This window comes from Corynebacterium sp. HMSC078H07 (assembly GCF_001812805.1).
In the GTDB taxonomy this organism is placed as follows: domain Bacteria; phylum Actinomycetota; class Actinomycetes; order Mycobacteriales; family Mycobacteriaceae; genus Corynebacterium.
This window is the reverse complement of record NZ_KV810440.1, coordinates 31,443-47,361: the sequence shown is the minus strand read 5'-3', so window position 1 is coordinate 47,361 and position 15,919 is coordinate 31,443. Positions and strand designations below refer to the sequence as shown.

Annotated in this window: 17 protein-coding genes; 6 read left to right on the top strand and 11 right to left on the bottom strand. The window is 60.6% G+C overall.

The genetic code is table 11. The annotated features are described in order from the left end of the window. Positions 1-25 precede the first annotated feature (25 nt). From HMPREF2875_RS01685 to HMPREF2875_RS01645, 9 genes are all read right to left on the bottom strand, one after another. A complete protein-coding gene (locus HMPREF2875_RS01685) occupies positions 26-793 on the bottom strand; it encodes an enoyl-CoA hydratase/isomerase family protein (RefSeq protein WP_246817003.1) in 768 nt (255 codons plus the stop codon). A 1-nt stretch (position 794) separates the two neighbouring features. Further along, positions 795-1,991 (bottom strand): thiolase family protein, encoded by a 1,197-nt coding sequence (locus tag HMPREF2875_RS01680; RefSeq protein ID WP_070669775.1) that lies wholly within the window; start codon positions 1,989-1,991, stop codon positions 795-797. Positions 1,992-2,051: 60 nt separating this feature from the next. Next, positions 2,052-2,828: an enoyl-CoA hydratase/isomerase family protein gene (locus HMPREF2875_RS01675; protein WP_070669774.1), complete on the bottom strand. Its 777-nt coding sequence runs from the start codon at positions 2,826-2,828 to the stop codon at positions 2,052-2,054. A gap of 12 nt (positions 2,829-2,840) precedes the next feature. After that, complete coding sequence (gene paaE / locus HMPREF2875_RS01670) at positions 2,841-4,001, bottom strand: 1,2-phenylacetyl-CoA epoxidase subunit PaaE (protein WP_070669773.1); 1,161 nt, start codon at positions 3,999-4,001, stop codon at positions 2,841-2,843. Continuing rightward, a complete protein-coding gene (gene paaD / locus HMPREF2875_RS01665; RefSeq protein WP_070669772.1) occupies positions 4,001-4,540 on the bottom strand; it encodes a 1,2-phenylacetyl-CoA epoxidase subunit PaaD in 540 nt (179 codons plus the stop codon). Before paaD ends, paaE begins: the two co-directional genes overlap by 1 nt. Before the next feature lie 26 nt (positions 4,541-4,566). After that, a complete protein-coding gene (gene paaC, locus HMPREF2875_RS01660; RefSeq protein ID WP_070669771.1) occupies positions 4,567-5,403 on the bottom strand; it encodes a 1,2-phenylacetyl-CoA epoxidase subunit PaaC in 837 nt (278 codons plus the stop codon). Next, positions 5,400-5,687 (bottom strand): 1,2-phenylacetyl-CoA epoxidase subunit PaaB, encoded by a 288-nt coding sequence (gene paaB, locus HMPREF2875_RS01655; RefSeq protein ID WP_039672784.1) that lies wholly within the window; start codon positions 5,685-5,687, stop codon positions 5,400-5,402. The genes paaC and paaB overlap by 4 nt, the downstream gene beginning before the upstream one ends. A gap of 48 nt (positions 5,688-5,735) precedes the next feature. After that, positions 5,736-6,722, bottom strand: coding sequence for a 1,2-phenylacetyl-CoA epoxidase subunit PaaA (paaA, locus tag HMPREF2875_RS01650; protein WP_070669770.1), 987 nt, complete (start codon positions 6,720-6,722; stop codon positions 5,736-5,738). Positions 6,723-6,872: 150 nt separating this feature from the next. Next, the gene (locus tag HMPREF2875_RS01645) at positions 6,873-7,331 is read right to left on the bottom strand and encodes a hotdog fold thioesterase (RefSeq protein WP_070669769.1); all 459 of its coding nucleotides are present in this window, start codon (positions 7,329-7,331) and stop codon (positions 6,873-6,875) included. Positions 7,332-7,433: 102 nt separating this feature from the next. On the opposite strand from HMPREF2875_RS01645, the gene HMPREF2875_RS01640 reads away from it, so the two are divergent. From HMPREF2875_RS01640 to metS, 5 genes are all read left to right on the top strand, one after another. Beyond that, positions 7,434-8,069, top strand: a complete 636-nt coding sequence (locus HMPREF2875_RS01640; RefSeq protein WP_070669768.1) for a TetR/AcrR family transcriptional regulator — start codon at positions 7,434-7,436, stop codon at positions 8,067-8,069. A 336-nt stretch (positions 8,070-8,405) separates the two neighbouring features. Beyond that, positions 8,406-9,671 carry an AMP-binding protein gene (locus tag HMPREF2875_RS01635; RefSeq protein ID WP_371327546.1) on the top strand — a complete coding sequence of 422 codons (1,266 nt, stop codon included), beginning with the start codon at positions 8,406-8,408 and terminating at the stop codon, positions 9,669-9,671. Between the two features lie 116 nt (positions 9,672-9,787). Then, positions 9,788-11,113, top strand: coding sequence for an MFS transporter (locus tag HMPREF2875_RS01630; protein WP_070669766.1), 1,326 nt, complete (start codon positions 9,788-9,790; stop codon positions 11,111-11,113). A 282-nt stretch (positions 11,114-11,395) separates the two neighbouring features. Continuing rightward, positions 11,396-13,057: a sodium-dependent transporter gene (locus HMPREF2875_RS01625; RefSeq protein ID WP_070669765.1), complete on the top strand. Its 1,662-nt coding sequence runs from the start codon at positions 11,396-11,398 to the stop codon at positions 13,055-13,057. A 25-nt stretch (positions 13,058-13,082) separates the two neighbouring features. Continuing rightward, on the top strand, positions 13,083-13,256 hold the full coding sequence (gene metS, locus HMPREF2875_RS01620) for a methionine/alanine import NSS transporter subunit MetS (protein ID WP_070669764.1): 174 nt from the start codon (positions 13,083-13,085) through the stop codon (positions 13,254-13,256). Here the strand turns inward: metS and HMPREF2875_RS01615 are convergent. Further along, on the bottom strand, positions 13,253-14,218 hold the full coding sequence (locus HMPREF2875_RS01615) for an acrylyl-CoA reductase family protein (protein ID WP_070669763.1): 966 nt from the start codon (positions 14,216-14,218) through the stop codon (positions 13,253-13,255). The genes metS and HMPREF2875_RS01615 overlap by 4 nt on opposite strands. 87 nt (positions 14,219-14,305) lie before the next feature. On the opposite strand from HMPREF2875_RS01615, the gene HMPREF2875_RS01610 reads away from it, so the two are divergent. Next, a complete protein-coding gene (locus HMPREF2875_RS01610; RefSeq protein ID WP_070669798.1) occupies positions 14,306-14,881 on the top strand; it encodes a VanZ family protein in 576 nt (191 codons plus the stop codon). 12 nt (positions 14,882-14,893) lie between these two features. Here HMPREF2875_RS01610 and HMPREF2875_RS01605 read toward each other — a convergent pair whose 3' ends face one another. Continuing rightward, on the bottom strand, positions 14,894-15,916 hold the full coding sequence (locus tag HMPREF2875_RS01605; protein ID WP_070669762.1) for an NAD(P)-binding domain-containing protein: 1,023 nt from the start codon (positions 15,914-15,916) through the stop codon (positions 14,894-14,896). Positions 15,917-15,919: the final 3 nt, after the last annotated feature.

Sequence of the window (15,919 nt, the reverse complement as noted above, 5' to 3'; positions counted from 1 at the left end):
TTGAATCTCCTTGTGAGTGGAAGGTTTATTTCTTGCGGTCCAGGAAGGCCTGCATCCGCTCAAACTTGGCGGGGGACTCAAAGAGCACGGCCTGGGCGATGTTATCCACCGCCGGGTGGGCCGACTCCGGCATAGAGATGAGTTGCTTGGTCAAGCGCACGGCCAGTGGGTCCTGTTGGGCAATGCGTCCGGCTAGTTCCAGAGCGCCGTCGACCAGCGCATCCGGCTCATGCAGCTCGCTGACCAGGTGGTTGGCCAGTGCTTCCTCGCCGTTGAGGATGCGCCCGGTCAGCAGAATCTCCTTCGCCAACGGGGTGCCCACGCACTCCTTGAGGCGCCAAGTAGCGCCCGCAGCGGCGGCGATACCCAGGCCCGCCTCCGGCTGCCCAAACTTGGCAAAAGGGGTGGACATGCGGAAGTCTGCCGCCAAGGCCAGCTCCAGACCGCCGCCGAGGGCGTAGCCATCCACCGCCGCGATGACGGGGGCCGGCAGTGAGGCGATGCGGTGGAAGATGCCGGAGTTGATGCCGCGGAGGGCATCCTCGCGGCGGCGCTCACGAAGCTGCGCGATGTCCGCCCCAGAGGCGAAGATCCCGCGGGGGCCCTTCGGGGTATCTACCGTGCAGCCGGTGATAATGAGGATGCGCGGATCAGACTCGAGCTGGGCGCACAGTTCGTGAAACTCCGTCACCATCTGCTCATCGATGGCGTTGCGCACCTCGGGGCGGTTGAGCTTGGCGACGACTATCTCGTCGTTCTCACCGCGCGTTGAAATCTCAATGGCAGTCGTCAATTTATACCCTCTCAATCGCAATCGCGGTGCCCTGGCCCACGCCCACGCACATGGTGGCGATGCCGCGGCTGAGCTCATCCGTTTCCAGGCGGTTGAGCAGGGTCAAAGTAATGCGGGAGCCGGAGGAACCCAGAGGGTGGCCCAGTGCAATGGCGCCGCCCCAGGCGTTAACCTTGTCCTCATCCAAGCCGAGCTCGCGGATGCAGGCGATGGACTGTGATGCAAAGGCTTCGTTGAGTTCGATGGCATCCACGCTGTCCAGCTCCCAGCCGGCGCGCTCCAGCACGTCGCGGGTAGCAGGGATGGGGCCAGTACCCATTATCTCCGGACGTACACCGCGCGCGGAGTTGGCCACCACGCGGGCGCGGGCGGTCAGGTTATGCTTCTTCAGGGCCTCGTCGGAGGCGACAATCACGCAGGAGGCGCCGTCGTTCAGCGAGGAAGCATTACCCGCCGTGGTGACGTCACCCAGAGAGGTCACCGGGCGTAGCTTAGACAGGACCTCCATCGTGGTGCCCGGGCGTGGGCCTTCATCGGTATCGACCACGGTGACGTTGCCCTTGCGGTCGGTGACCTCGACGGGCACGATTTCCCTGGCAAACTTGCCGGCTTCGATAGCAGCGAGCGCGCGCTTCTGGGAACGCACGGCGAAGGTATCGGCGTCCTCGCGGCTGATACCGAAGACGTTAGCCACCTCTTCGGCGGTTTCCGGCATGGAGTAGGTCATCTTCTCCTGCTCCGTGAACTTCGGGTTGGCAAAGCGCCAGCCAATGGAGGTATCAAAAACCTGGCCTGGCTTGGCAAAAGGCTTGCTTGGCTTCTCCATGACCCAGGGCGCGCGGGACATGGATTCGACGCCGCCGGCGATGATGATATCCGCCTGGCCGGATTCCACGAGGGCGGTGGCTAGGGCAATCGACGACATGCCCGAAGCACACAGGCGGTTGACCGTAATGCCCGGAACGGTGTCCGGGAACCCGGCGAGTAGCCAGGACATGCGGGCGACGTTGCGGTTCTCTTCACCGGCGCCGTTGGCGTTGCCGATGATGACGTCATCCACCGCGGATGGGTCAAGGCCAGCCTCCTCCACCGTCTTCTTGATGGCGGTGGCCATGAGGTCATCTGGGCGAACCGAAGACAGTGCGCCGCCGTAGCGGCCCACGGGGGTGCGGAAGCCGGAAACGAGATAAGCGGTCATGTTTTTCCTTAACTAGTTCTTGTGTACTGCGCTGAGTGGACTACGGGGTGCGTTGGTGGTTTAACGTCCGTGGAAGACTGGCGGGCGCTTCTCGTTGAAGGCAGCGAAGCCTTCGTAATAGTCCTCGGTATCGCAGAGTTTTCCTTGGGCGATGTTCTCGGCATCGACGCTGGCCCATAGCCCGGTGCCGTTGTCACGGATGTCCTGGACTAGGGTGCGGCTGGTGAGGAAAGCTTGGGTGGCGCCGTGGGCTGCGCGCTTGGCGACGTCCCGAGTGAACCCCAGCAGCTCCTCTGCCGGGACTGCACGCGAGAAGAGTCCTGCGCGTACCGCCTCCGCGCCGGAGATGAGATCACCAGTGATGATGAGGTCCATCGCGCGGTGCGTTCCGAGACGCTCGACGAAGAGGGAATGCCCGCCAGAATCGAGGGTGGCGCCCAAATTGGCGAACGGAGAGCCGAACTTGGCATCCTCGGCGACGTACACGACATCGCACGCCAAGGCGAGGCCGAGACCCACGCCGAGGCACGGGCCGTGTACAGCGGCGAAGGTGGGAGCGGGGAAGTTGTCGATCTTCTTGAGCACCGGGGTAACCACGCCCGCGAGGTAAGCAGTGGCATCGTCCTCGCGCGGGTTGAGCCCCTTGATGTTGCGGCCGGCGCAAAAGCCCTTGCCCTCTCCTCGTAGGATGAGCGCGCGGGGATTGAGCGCCGCGGCCTCATCGAGTGCGCGGGAGAGCTCGACGAGGTCTTCCTCCGCGAGGGAGTTCAGGGCCTTCGGGTTGTTGAGTACGAGCTCGACGACTCCGGCTTCGGCGTCGTGGTGCAGGTCAATCATGGGGTATTACTCCTAAGCGTCAAAGTCGAGGACGATGTTCGGTGTCGTGGGGCGCGACTGGCAGGTGAGGATGTAGCCGGCCTTGACCTCGTCTGCCTCCAGCGCGTAGTTCTCCGCCATGTCGACCTCACCCTCGACCAGCTTGGCGCGGCAAGTGCCGCACACGCCGCCGGCACAGGCAAAGGGAACATCGGAGCGCACTCGCAGGGCCGCGTTGAGCAGGGATTCGTTCGCAGAAACCGGGGACTCCACGGAGCCGGAGAGGCCATCGAGCTGGAAATTAATGCTGACGTTATCGCCTTCCGGATCGACCTCGACGTGGCGGCCAGCCTGGTTCTGGCTTCCGGAGGGCTTGCCGGTGGTGAACAGCTCGTAGCGGATATCCTTCTCGCCGACATCGCGACTGGCCAGCTCGTCGCGTACGAGCTGCACCAGCTCGAAGGGGCCGCAGAGGAACCATTCATCGACGTTGTCGGTGCGTACGACGTTATCCAGCAGGGTCTGGAGTTTTTCAGCGTCGATGCGCCCGGAGAACAACGGGTTGACGCGTTGCTCGCGGGACAGGACGTGGTGCACGGCAAAGCGCGTGGGAAACTTGTCCTTGAGGTCACCGATCTCTTCGGCGAACATGACGTCACCGCCGCCTTTGTTAGCGAAGATGAGCTCGAAGGTGGTGTCGGGGGAGGTGTGGAGCACGGTCTGCGCGATCGCCATGATCGGCGTAATGCCGGAGCCTGCGGCGATAGCCACGAGATGCGGGTTCTCCAGTTTCTCCAGTTCCTCGCGTACAGCCTCGGGGTTGTTGAGGCCGGTCAGGTGGGTCTTTGAAGTGAATGCACCCTGCGGGTTCATGACGTCCATGGAGTCGCCGGGCTTCAGAGTGTCGTTGGCCCAGGTGGAGAAAACACCACCGCGGTCGCGCTTGATGGCGACGCGCAGAATGCCATCGCGCGGCACATCGCAGATGGAGTAAGAGCGGCGGACTTCCTGGCCATCGATGGTCGCCCGCAGGGCAACGTATTGGCCGGGGATGTAGTCATAGTCGTCTTGCAGCTCCGGAGGGATAGCGAAGGAAACCTCCACGGAATCCTCAGTCAGTGCGCGCACCTCGGACACGGTCAGGGTGTTGAACGTGGCCTTCTTCTTAGCGGGAGCGGAGGGAGTCGTGGTCATTAGTGCACCTTGAAGTAGTCGAAGGGTTCCATGCAGTCCAGGCAGTTGTACAGGGCCTTGCAGGACGTGGAACCGAATTGGGCAAGCTTACGTGTGCGGCGGGAGCCACAGTGGGGGCATTCGATGGCCGGCGGTGGTTCGAGTGTGAGAGGGATAGGACCTTCTGGCGTAACCCGGGTTTTCCCGCTGGGAGGCGCGATGCCATAGTCCTTGAGGTTTTGCCGGCCGGTCTCCGTCATCCAGTCGGTGGTCCACGCCGGGTGGAGCACGAGGTCAACGCGTACCTTGGCGTAACCGGCCTCGGTCAACGCTCTGGTGATGTCCGTCGTGATGTGCTCCATGGCAGGGCAGCCGGAATACGTTGGCGTTATCGTGGTCACCGCAGTGTCGCCTTCGAGGCGAGCATCCCTAAGAATCCCAAGGTCAGCGATGGAAATGACAGGGATTTCCGGATCGGGCACCTCGGCGGCGACGTCCCACACGTGGGCATCATCAGGCTGCGTAGGGCGCAGCGGGTGGGATTTGTCTGTGATGGACACGATGAAACCTTGGTCCTTTCCTTTTCCTACCAGGTTGCCCCTGGGTGCTGGCGGGCTAAGGACTGCATCTCCGCGAGGATGTAGCCGCGATGCTCGGAGAAGCGCCCGGTGCGCTGCCCGGAGCGGGCATGCTTGACGTCCGGGATCGACAGCCCCGCCTTGTCCAAGACGTAGGCGATGCGCTCATCGAACTGCGCGCGCAGGCTTGAGGGTAGAACCGCGATGCCTTCTGCTGCCAGCTTCTCGTGGAGCGGGAGATCCTCGAAAAGCTCGTCGAGGTAGGGCCACATGTACATCAGGCCCTCCGTGATCCGGCGGTGCGACTCCTCGGTGCCGAGGCCAAGGCGCAGAATCCATTGGTTGGCGTGATCGACGTGGTACTCAACTTCCTTGATGGCCTTGGCCGCGATGGCTGCGAGCATTTCATCCTTCGACTCCAGCAGGGCGGTGTAGAGCCCGTATTGGTAGTAGGAAAAGAGCAGCTGGCGGGCGATGGTGTAGCCAAAGTCCCCATTTTCCTGCTCAACAAGGCGCGCGGAGCGGAACTCCTCCTCATTGCGGAAGTAGGCTAAGTCATCCTCAGTTTTGCCCCATGCGGTGCCGGCATAGGTGAGGAGGAAGCGGGCGTGCCCGATGAGATCGAGGGCGATATTACCTAGGGCGATATCCTCTTCCATCTCCGGTGCTCGCGAAATCCACCAGCCCAGGCGCTGGGCCAAGATGAGGGCATCATCGCCCAACATGAGCACATAGTTGGCCGTGTCTTCGGGGGCGACTGCGCCGGAAGCGGCGATGTCTTCTGCGGTGATGCCGTTGCCCTGCGATTGTTTGGTCGCAGAATCGGCGGCTGCAAATCCGGTCACAGGTGCGGTACTCCTTCTGACTTGTCGTAGTACGTGGCGTGGCGGTAGCTCTTACCCTGTGGCGATTCGAAGAATCCGCCCTTGGAGTCCGGGTCGGAGGAGGCGATGGCCTCGCTGGGGACAACCCAGACGGAGGTTCCTTCGTTGCGCCGGGTATAGAGGTCGCGGGCGTTGCGCAGGGCCATCGTGGCATCCGGTGCGTGCAGCGAGCCGGCGTGGACGTGGGAGAGGCCACGGGAGGAACGTACGAAAACCTCCCACATGGGCCAGTTAGAGCTGGACATGGAATCTTCCTTAAAGTGTCGTGGCTGGTTGGGCAGTGTGCTTAGGCGTTAAGCGATGAGCGAGCTATCAGCCGAGTGGTGCTTCTCGGCGTAGGCCGCAGCGGCTTCGCGGACCCAGGCGCCGTCAGCATGCGCTTGGCGGCGGCGCTGCATCCTCTGCACGTTGCAGGGACCCTCGCCCTTGATAACTGCCTTGAATTCGGACCAGTCGAGCTCGCCGAAGTCATAGTGGCCGCGCTCTTCGTTCCACTTCAGGTCCGGGTCCTCGAAGTGCAGGCCAAGGGCCTCGGCCTGCGGGACGATCATGTCCACGAAGCGCTGGCGCAGCTCGTCATTGGAGAAGCGCTTGATGTTCCACGCCATGGACTGCTTGGAGTTCGGCGAGTCATCATCCGGCGGGCCGAACATTTGTAGTGCTGGGCCGTAGAAACGGTTGATGGCTTCCTGCGCCATCTGCTTCTGCTCGGGCGTTCCGTGGGACAGCTCGTAGAGGATCTCCCAACCTTGGCGCTGGTGGAAGGACTCTTCCTTACAGATGCGCACCATGGCGCGGCCATAGGGTGCGTAGGAAGCACGGCAGAGCGGGACCTGGTTGCAGATGGCGGCGCCATCCACCAGCCAGCCGATGGCTCCGATGTCGGCCCACGTGCGCGCCGGGTAGTTGAAGATGGAGGAGTACTTGGCGGTGCCGTCGAGAAGCTGCTGCACGAGCTCGTCGCGCGACGTGCCCAAGGTCTCCGCAGCGGAGTAGAGGTAGAGGCCGTGGCCGGCTTCATCCTGCACCTTCGCCATGAGAATGGCCTTGCGCTTGAGCGAAGGTGCGCGGGTAATCCAATTGGCCTCCGGCTGCATGCCGATGATCTCGGAGTGCGCGTGCTGGGAAATTTGGCGCGTCAAAGTCTTGCGGTAGGCAGCTGGCATCCAGTCGGTGGGCTCGATGCGGGAGTCCTCGGCGATGAGCTCGTCGAAGCGCTGCTGTTCTTGTGCTTCATCCGTCGCTGGAACAGCGGTGAGTGTTTTCTCTGAAGGGGTCATGGGAGGAATCGTTGCCTCTCTGCTCAGTGTCGACTCAGTGATACTTACTGACTGGTTGGTCAGTATATGGCGCAGGTGTGAGCTATGTCAACCAAATGTGTGAGCTGCGCCCTATCTCTGCATGCCCTCTGCTGGGCTTGCATCTGCGCTTTACGCGTTGCGATTCTGTGGTTTAGAAGGGAGAACGCGGAATGTGCCGCGGAATTCGGCGATGGGCTTTCCCTTGATGCTGAGGGTGACATCAACAACGCCGTTGCGGCCCCATGTCTGGCGGGTAATTCCAACGCCGTCGACGACGTCCCCTTCGAAGGCGGGTGCGATGTAGTGGATCGAGTTGTGTGCGGCCACGGCCAAGTCGCCGCCTGAATTGCAGGCGCCGGCGAAGATGGAATCGGCGAACATGTACAGGTAGCCGCCTTGGGCCGTGCCGTGACCATTGCACATTTCCGGGCGGATGGTGAAGTGGCCTTCGCACGTGCCGGCATCTAGCGCGGTAATCTTCGCGCCGATCTCCGCGGTGGCACGGTCACCATCGAACATGGTGCGCACGTGGGTGAACTCCGGGCCCTCGGCAACGCCGGGGGCAAGGATGGGGTGCTCGGTGCTCATGGATAATTCTCCTTGGGAAGAGCCTTCCGCAGTGACACCGAGGGAGCAAGTAAAGGGTGTGGTGGCTCACCAGTCTAACGGTGTGATGTGCACTCTGCTTGAATGGACTGCGTGAATAAAGAGAAATCCATCGCTCAGGGCGCGGCCCGTGGCCGCCCCGGCTACTCCCGTGAAGATGTCATTCGTGCAGCTGTCCGCGCTTTTACCGCTCGCGGATACGACGCCACGTCGATGGACAACGTGGCGAGCGAATTGGGGATTTCCAAATCTGCGCTCTACCACCACATCTCCTCAAAGGAGGAGATTTTGGAGCTTACGGTTGTGCAGGCGCTGAGCCGTCTAGAGGCGGTCGCGGAAGAGATGGCTGCAGCCGATGTATCGGCGGGGGATAAGGTGCGTGGGCTGTTGCGTGGCTCGATCGAGGTGCTGTGCTCCGATCCGAAGTCTGTAGCGCTTTTGCTCCGCTTGCGGGGGAATTCCGAGGTGGAGCGTTCTGCTCTTGAGCGTCGTCGCATTCTGACGCGTTCTGTAGTCCCGCTGGTTGCGGCAGCTCAGGAGGAGGGGGCAATTCGTTCCGACGTTGATGCCTCGCTGCTGACCCGCATGATTTTCGGAATGATCAACTCGACGTCCGATTGGTATGAGCCGGAAGGACGGCTTGATGCCGATGAATTGGCTGCCACCTTTGAAAGTGTCGTTTTCGGCGGCTTGGCCCCGCATGCGATGAAAAAGGGGTAGCGCTGAACGTGTAAGCCGATTCGGCGTTGGGGGCTTTATGTGGGGTGAGACCTTCTTTTTCCTATGAAATCGCCGTGGCCTGCGATAATGTGGTGCTCCTTAAAAACTTGGCCTAAATGTGTTGTCTATCACCGCTGTAGTCTGTAGTGTACGTCACAAGACTTACCTAACCGAACGGTAAGTAAGTAACGCACTTTGTGCGTGTTGTACCTGCTAATCAACTTCTTGCAGCACTTTCGAGGGAGCTCAATGGGTGTGGTATCCCCCTCCCCGAATTGAAAGGCAAATAACGTGACCGCAACGTTTGACATTTTTTCCGACCACCATGGCCCCCAGATGGGAATTGAGTACGCTTCCCGCGACGAAATTATTGCGCTGCAAACCGCGCGCGCGAAGAACGAGTTGCGTCACGCGTACTACAACGTCCCCCACTACCGCCGTGCATTTGATGAAAAGGGCGTCCATCCGGATGACTTCAAGGAGCTCTCGGACTTTGCGCTGTTTCCGTTCACGGACAAGGAAACTCTCCGCGCGGAGTATCCCTTCGGGATGTTTGCCGTAGGACAGAACCAAATTTCCCGCATCCACGCGTCTTCCGGTACCACTGGCCGTCCGACAGTTGTGGGCTATACCGAAAATGACGTGCGCATTTGGGCAGAGCTCGTGGCGCGCTCGCTGCGGGCAGGAGGCTTGCGCAAGAGCGATAAGGTTCAGATTACGTTTGGCTACGGCTTGTTCACCGGCGGCCTCGGCGCCCACTATGGCGTCGAAGCCTTGGGCGCTACCGCAATTCCGACCTCCGGCGGTCAAACGGAGCGCCAGATTCAGATCATGCAGGACTTCCAGCCGGACGCGATCTTGGGTACCCCGTCTTACGTGCTTAACCTCCTTGATCGCATGCGCAAAGAAGGTCTGGACCCGCGTGAGTCCTCCCTGCGCGCTGGTGTCTTTGGTGCCGAGCCGTGGAGTGAGGGAATGCGCCGTGAGCTTGAGGAAGGTTTTGGCATCACCGCAACCGATATTTACGGTCTCTCCGAAGTGATGGGCCCAGGCGTGGCCCAGGAATGTGTGGAGACCAAGGATGGCCTGACTGTCTGGGAGGACCACTTCTACCCGGAGATTATTGATCCGGAAACCATGCAGCCGGTTCCAGACGGAGAGTATGGCGAGTTGGTCATCTCTTCGCTCACTAAGGAAGCCTTCCCGATTATCCGCTACCGCACCCACGACATCACCCGTCTGCTCCCAGGCACTGCGCGCTCGATGCGTCGCATCGACCGTATCTCCGCGCGTAACGATGACATGATCATTCTGCGTGGTGTGAACTGCTTCCCGTCTCAGTTCGAAGAGATCATCACTGAAGATCGTGTCCTGCGCCCGCGCTACCAGTGCGTACTGAGCAAGCGAGGCCGCATGGACCACCTCACCTTGGTAGTTGAGCACTCCCCGGAGGCGACGCCCGATCAGATCGATGCTTCTGCCCAGTGGCTGAAGAAGCAGATCAAGGAGCGCATCGGCATCAGCGTGGGTGTCGAAATTGCTGACTACGTCGACTGCGGTGAGGGCAAGGCCAAGAGGATCGTCGACAACCGCGGTCAGTAAAACTCTGCAGCGCTCTCGGCCCTTCAGGCATACCCCGCCTCACTAATTGCCCTGCTCGTTCACTGGCTTAACTGTATTCACCGTGCTTCTGCACCCATAGAGAAGAGAATCCCACTATGTCTGCACCAGTCACCCAACAGCCTGCCCAAGGTCCGGGAATTACCAAAGAACACAAGCGTGTGCTTGCCGGCTCGATGGTTGGAACCACTATTGAGTGGTTTGACTTCTTCATTTACGCTCAGGCCGCCGGTCTGATTTTCGCTACTCAGTACTTCGATCCGGTCTCCAATGAGAGCGCTTCACTCGCGCAGATCATCTCCTGGGCGTCTCTGGGTATCTCCTTCCTCTTCCGTCCTCTCGGGGCGATCTTGGCCGGACACTTGGGTGACAGGCTTGGTCGCAAGCCGGTCCTCGTCGTGACGCTGGTTGGCATGGGCCTGGCAACAATGTTGATGGGTGTTCTGCCTACTTACGCATCCATAGGTATGGCAGCGCCTATCCTGCTAGTCGTACTGCGTATTCTTCAGGGACTCTCCGCTGGCGGCGAATGGGGCGGTGCGGCGATGCTGTCTGTCGAACATGCACCTGCGGGCAAGCGTGGACTATTTGGAGCGTTCCCCCAAGTGGGCGTTCCTCTCGGCATGTTCCTTGCCACCATTTTCATGCTGGTGCTGTCCACCTTTTTGACCCCGGAGCAGTTCCTTGCATGGGGTTGGCGCATTCCGTTCTTGTCCTCTCTCGTGCTTATTCTCCTCGGCTACCTCATTCGCCGAGCGGTGGAAGAATCTCCAGCCTTCGCGGAAATGGAGGAGCTTAAGGAAAAGTCCACCGCACCGCTCGCGGTCCTTTTTAAGGGGCACCTAGGAACCGTCATCAAGTGCGCGGTCATCTTTGCAGCTAACAACGCTATTGGTTACTTCGTTATCGCCTACTTCACCGCCTATGGAACGAAGGTGGTGGGTTATACACGCCCGCAAGCTCTTGCGGTAGCCCTCGTTGCATCGATTGGCTGGTTCTTTGGAACGTTGTACTTCGGCCACCTGTCCGACAAGGTTGGACGCCGCACGACCTTCATTGGAGGTTATGTCGTCCTAGCGTTGTACATCACCCCAGTATTCCTGGCGGTCGATTCAGGCAACGTCCATCTGTTCGGCGCAGCCGTGTTCTTGTTGGGCGTCATCTTGGGCGCGAGCTACGGCCCGCAATCAGCGATGTATGCGGAGATGTTTCCAGTGAAAGTGCGTCTGTCGGGCGTGTCCATCGGCTATGCCTTCGGCTCCATTATCGGTGGTGCCTTCGCCCCGATGATTGCGGAGATGCTTTATACCAAGTTTGAGACCTCCATGGCCATCGCTGCCTACGGTGTCGCTATTTCGATCGTTTCCCTCATCGGCGTGCTCGCTGTCCCCAAGGGGATTCAGGACCGCGACCTGCACGTCTAGTCGCACTCTGAACTTCTCAGGCTCGATACCCCTCATCGCTCGGTTTTCTTTCAGGACTCGTTGTTCCGAAAGGGAAGGCTGGGTGCCGAGGGGTTTCGGCGGTTTTAGTCAGCGAGTGATGTGGAGCCCAGGGGGTAAAAAATGAGACACCATTCTCAAAAAGGGTAACTATTGGTCGGCAGTTAGTATAAACTCCTCGCTAATACTCGTCCGCATGTGGATGCTGAAGGTCCCTCTTTCAGGCCCGTGCGCACGGGATGTGCTCTACAAGAAGGTGCTCTCATGTCCTCAATAACCACGACAAAAACTAAGTCGACGCGCGATACGTTTAACACCCGCTTCGTCTTCCTCATGGCTGCAATTGGCTCCGCCGTTGGCCTGGGTAATATTTGGCGCTTCCCCTACGTTGCTTATGACAATGGTGGTGGCGCCTTCCTTATCCCGTATATGGTGGCGCTGCTGACTGCGGGTATTCCGATTCTCTGGTTTGACCTGGCCATTGGTCACCGTTTCCGTGGTTCTGCGCCGCTGGCTTTCCGGCGCATAGGCAAGAGCTGGGAAGGCGTTGGCTGGTTCAAGGTCGGCGTGAATTTCTTCATTGCCATCTATTACGCCGCCATCATTGCGTGGGCGGCGTTGTACACCGTGAAGTCAGTGACGCAGGCGTGGGGCGATGATCCGGCCACCTACTTTATGAGTGACTTCCTCCAAGCGGACGCAGAGGCCACTTATTCCGGCAACGTTGTTCCCTCCATCCTCATCGTCATGATTCTCGTGTGGATCATCTGTATAGCGACGTTGGCCACGAGCATTAACGAGGGAATTGGCAAACTGACATCGATCTTCTTGCCGGTGCTGGCGGTCATGTTCATCATCCTTGTGGTTCGTGCCTTCTTCCTGGAAGGGGCCGCTGCAGGCCTGAACGCCTTCTTCACTCCGGACTGGTCCGTACTGAGTAACCCCTCGGTATGGATCGCTGCTTACGGCCAGATTTTCTTCTCCCTGTCCATCGGCTTCGGCATCATGATTACTTACGCCTCTTATCTCAAGCCGCGTACCAACCTCACGAACGCCGGCCTGGTTACCGCCTTTGCGAACTCCTCCTTCGAGGTCCTTGCCGGCATTGGTGTCTTTGCCACCTTGGGTTACATGGCAGCGCAGCAGGGCGTGGCCGTGGATGAGGTGGCTTCCTCCGGCATTGGCTTAGCGTTTATCGCTTTCCCGACCATCATCAATCTCATGCCGTTGGGTGGACTCTTCGGGGTTCTCTTCTTCGGCTCGCTGTTCCTGGCCGGCGTGACCTCGTTGATTTCCATCATGGAGGTCGTGGTTTCCGCAGTGGCCGATAAGTTCGATGTGTCCCGAAGGGTATCCGCGATTTCCGTCGGCAGCGTCATGGCGGTCCTGTCTTGCTTCCTGTTCTCCACGTCCTCCGGACTGGTCACGCTGGACATCATGGATAAGTTCACTAACAACCTGGGTATCGTCTTTGGCTCTATCTGCGCGCTGATTGTGGTGGGGTGGATTACCGGCCGCCGCCGTGAAATCCAGCAGCACCTCAACGCCGTGTCCGAGTTCAAGGTTGGTGGCTTCTGGCAGATCCTCACCTTCGCGGCTACTCCGCTGCTTCTGGTGTACTTCCTCGTCAACGAAATCCTCACCATCGCGCGCGAAGGCTATGAGGGCTATGCCACTATCCAGATTGGGCTCTTTGGGTGGGCAGCCCTCGGCCTCATCCTGTTGGGAAGTCTGCTCATGCCACTCGTAGCATTCCGCGGCAACAAGTACCTCGACGGCATGGAGACCTCGGATTACGGCGTCCCAGTCGGTGGCCGCCCCGCAGGTACCCCAAACCCGCTGGCAGCCGGCACTGTGGCAGAAGTGAGCACCGAGACCGCAGCCGCGCCCGGACACAATGCCGTGCCCGTCTCAGGCCAGAAATAACACCTAGTAGGAAAGGAGAATGACCATGACTACCAGCGCAATCCTGCTCTTTATCCTCTTCGTCGTCGTCATCTGGGGTGGACTGGTGGTGTCCTCCATCTGGCTGGCCCGCACTGATGATGACACTACAGGTGAGTTGGGCGACGCCCCCGGAACGGATGACGAAGCCCTGTCACATCGCGTTCACCAGCGCAGTTAAATTTCCACCACCGTGCGTCCGTGGCGGGTGCCAGCGCGCAGCTCCTTGGCGGCTGCGGTGACGGCGTCGAGTTGCACGGTTTCCGTAATGGAGTGCAGCAGGTCGAGGTCCAGGTGGTCGTCGAGAAGCTGCCAGGCAGCCTCACGCACCGCGCGCGGAGCGTCGACAGAGTTGCCGCCCGCCAACACGATGCCGCGCAGGATGAAGGGCAGAACCGAAGCCGGCAAGTCTGGGCCCGCCGCCATGCCGGTGGCTGCCACAACACCGCCCCAGCGCACCTGCGCCAAAACGTTGGCCAGAACAGTGGAGCCGGCGGTGTCGATGGCGCCGTCGTACAGCGCCTTCTGCAGTGGGCGCCCAGTTTCCGAGAGCGCAGCGCGGTCCAGAATGTGATCGGCGCCTAGCCGGGTGAGGTACTCCGATTGGGAGTCCACGCGGCCAGTCACGGCGGTGACCTCGTAGCCGGCAGACTTGAGCAATTGCACGGCGATGGAGCCCACGCCGCCTGTCGCGCCGGTGACGAGGATGTGACCTTCCGTCGTGCCGTGCGTGCGCAGCTGGTTCACACAGATAGCCGCGGTGTAGCCGGCGGTGCCGATGGCAGCAGCATCGTGGGCACTGAAGCGCTCCGGAACGGGGATGGTGGCCTCACCGTTGACACGCTGCTGGGTGGTGTAGCCGCCGTGGCGGAACTCGCCCAGGCCGTCGCCGAAGGCTGCGACGAGCTGGCCCGGTTTCAAACGCTCATCCGTGGTTTCTTCCACGGTGCCGACGACGTCGATGCCGGGCACGAGCGGGTCAATGCGCATGACGCCCTTATCGCCCTCCAAGGCCATGGCGTCTTTGTAGTTGAGGGAGGAATACTGAACATTGACCAGCGTGTCTCCTTCCGCCAGGACCTGCTCGTCCTGGAAAGCCTGGGAAACGCCGGACTCGGTACGGGTGACAATGAGTGTGCTCATGCGCACTATCCTACCGACATTGTGAAGCAGCCTCTTGGCAGCGAATACCCCAGGATCTTGTCAGCTTTTCCCCTTAAAGTGGCCACCATGAGCACCACAGAGCTTCGCCACACACGAAACCGGCTTGCGCCCGTGCCGGATCCGTACCGGCATGTGCTTCGCGACGCCCTCTTAGTCACCCTCCTCGCCTTAGTCACCGTGGGGCTGGCCACGCTGGGCAAGCCCTTCATGGATATCCCGGGAGTCGTGGATGGCTCAGCGCATGCAGTACGCAAGGTGAACCTGCACCTCTTTGGTGGTTTTGAAACAGCTTCGGTGTGGTACGGAGGGTGGAGCGATCTCTTCGGCAACATCCTTCTCTTTATGCCCTTCGGTGCGGCCGTGTACGTGGTGGGACGTTCTCTGCGGCGGATTCGCTGGGGTCTCGGTGGCGCCCTGCTGATAGGTCTCACGGTGAGCCTAGGGATTGAAACCGCGCAGTACGTTTTCTCCCTAGGCTTTAGCGATATTGATGATGTCCTCTACAACAGCGTGGGCAGCATTCTTGGCGCACTTCTCATGGCGCGGCTGAGCCGCGAGCAGCAGATGAAAATCCTGCAGCGCCTGGGTTTTCTTCTGGCGCTGGCGTCGGTGGCGCTTATCGGAGCCATGCTGCTGAATTAGGCGTTTCGAAACTTAAGCGTTCGGGGTGAGCCGAACGCGCTCTGCGATGGTGGTTGCCACCTGCCGCGCATAAGGAGAAACACCGGTAATCGTCGCCGAACCAGGACCAGTCCACGAGCCGTAGCCCACGGGGAAGAAACCTTCCACCGTGGGTTTTCCTTCTGCTAAAAGTCCGGAAAAGGGGCGCAGGGCAGGCCTAAAACCGGTGGCCCAGATGAGATCACTAAAGCCCTGCTCGGTGAGTTCATCGAGGGAATCGAACATCGGGGTAGCGCCCAACAGCCCGCTATCCCGGGCCTTGAGGACGGGTGGAACCATGACGATATCGCCGAGCTCCGACTCCGATCCGGGGTCGGGCTCCCCCTTTGCCAAGGCGAGCATGCGCTGCCGGTTGCGGCTAAAGAGCACGCGGCCATCCACGTCATCCGGCATCCACCGCGGCGGATGCGTGGTAAACCACGTGGTGTCCACGCCTTCCAAGGCAAGCTCGGCGGCGATTTGGGCACCCGAGTTGCCTGCGCCCACGACGGCGACGCGCTGGGTTTCTGGCTGCGCGCCGGGGAGAAACGGTGCGGGTCCGGGGTAGTTCGCCGTGTGCCATTGGCGGCCCGCAAACGCGCCGGGGTAGAAGGGGATAAAGGGCGCGGACCACGTGCCGGTGGCGGCCACGACGGTGCGGGCGCGGAACTCCTCGTGGGCGGTGGAAAGGTGGAAGAAGGGGGCGTCGTATAGCACGGCGGTGACCTCGACGCCATGCCGAACCGGCAGGTCATAGCGCTCTTCGTAACGAGTGAGGTAGTCGACCACATGGGTTGCCGGCGGAAACCCGGGGTAGTGCGGCATGGGCCAGCCGGGAAGAGTGGAGGACTCAGCATCGCTAAAAAGCGTCAGCGAGTCCCACACGTGCTGCCAGGCACCGCCGGGGGAAGGGTTGGCGTCGAGGATGAGAAAGTCGAGCTTCTTTTTGCGCAAGTAGTAGCCGGTGGCGAGGCCGGATTGGCCACCACCGACGACGATGCAATCGTAGGCATGCATCGG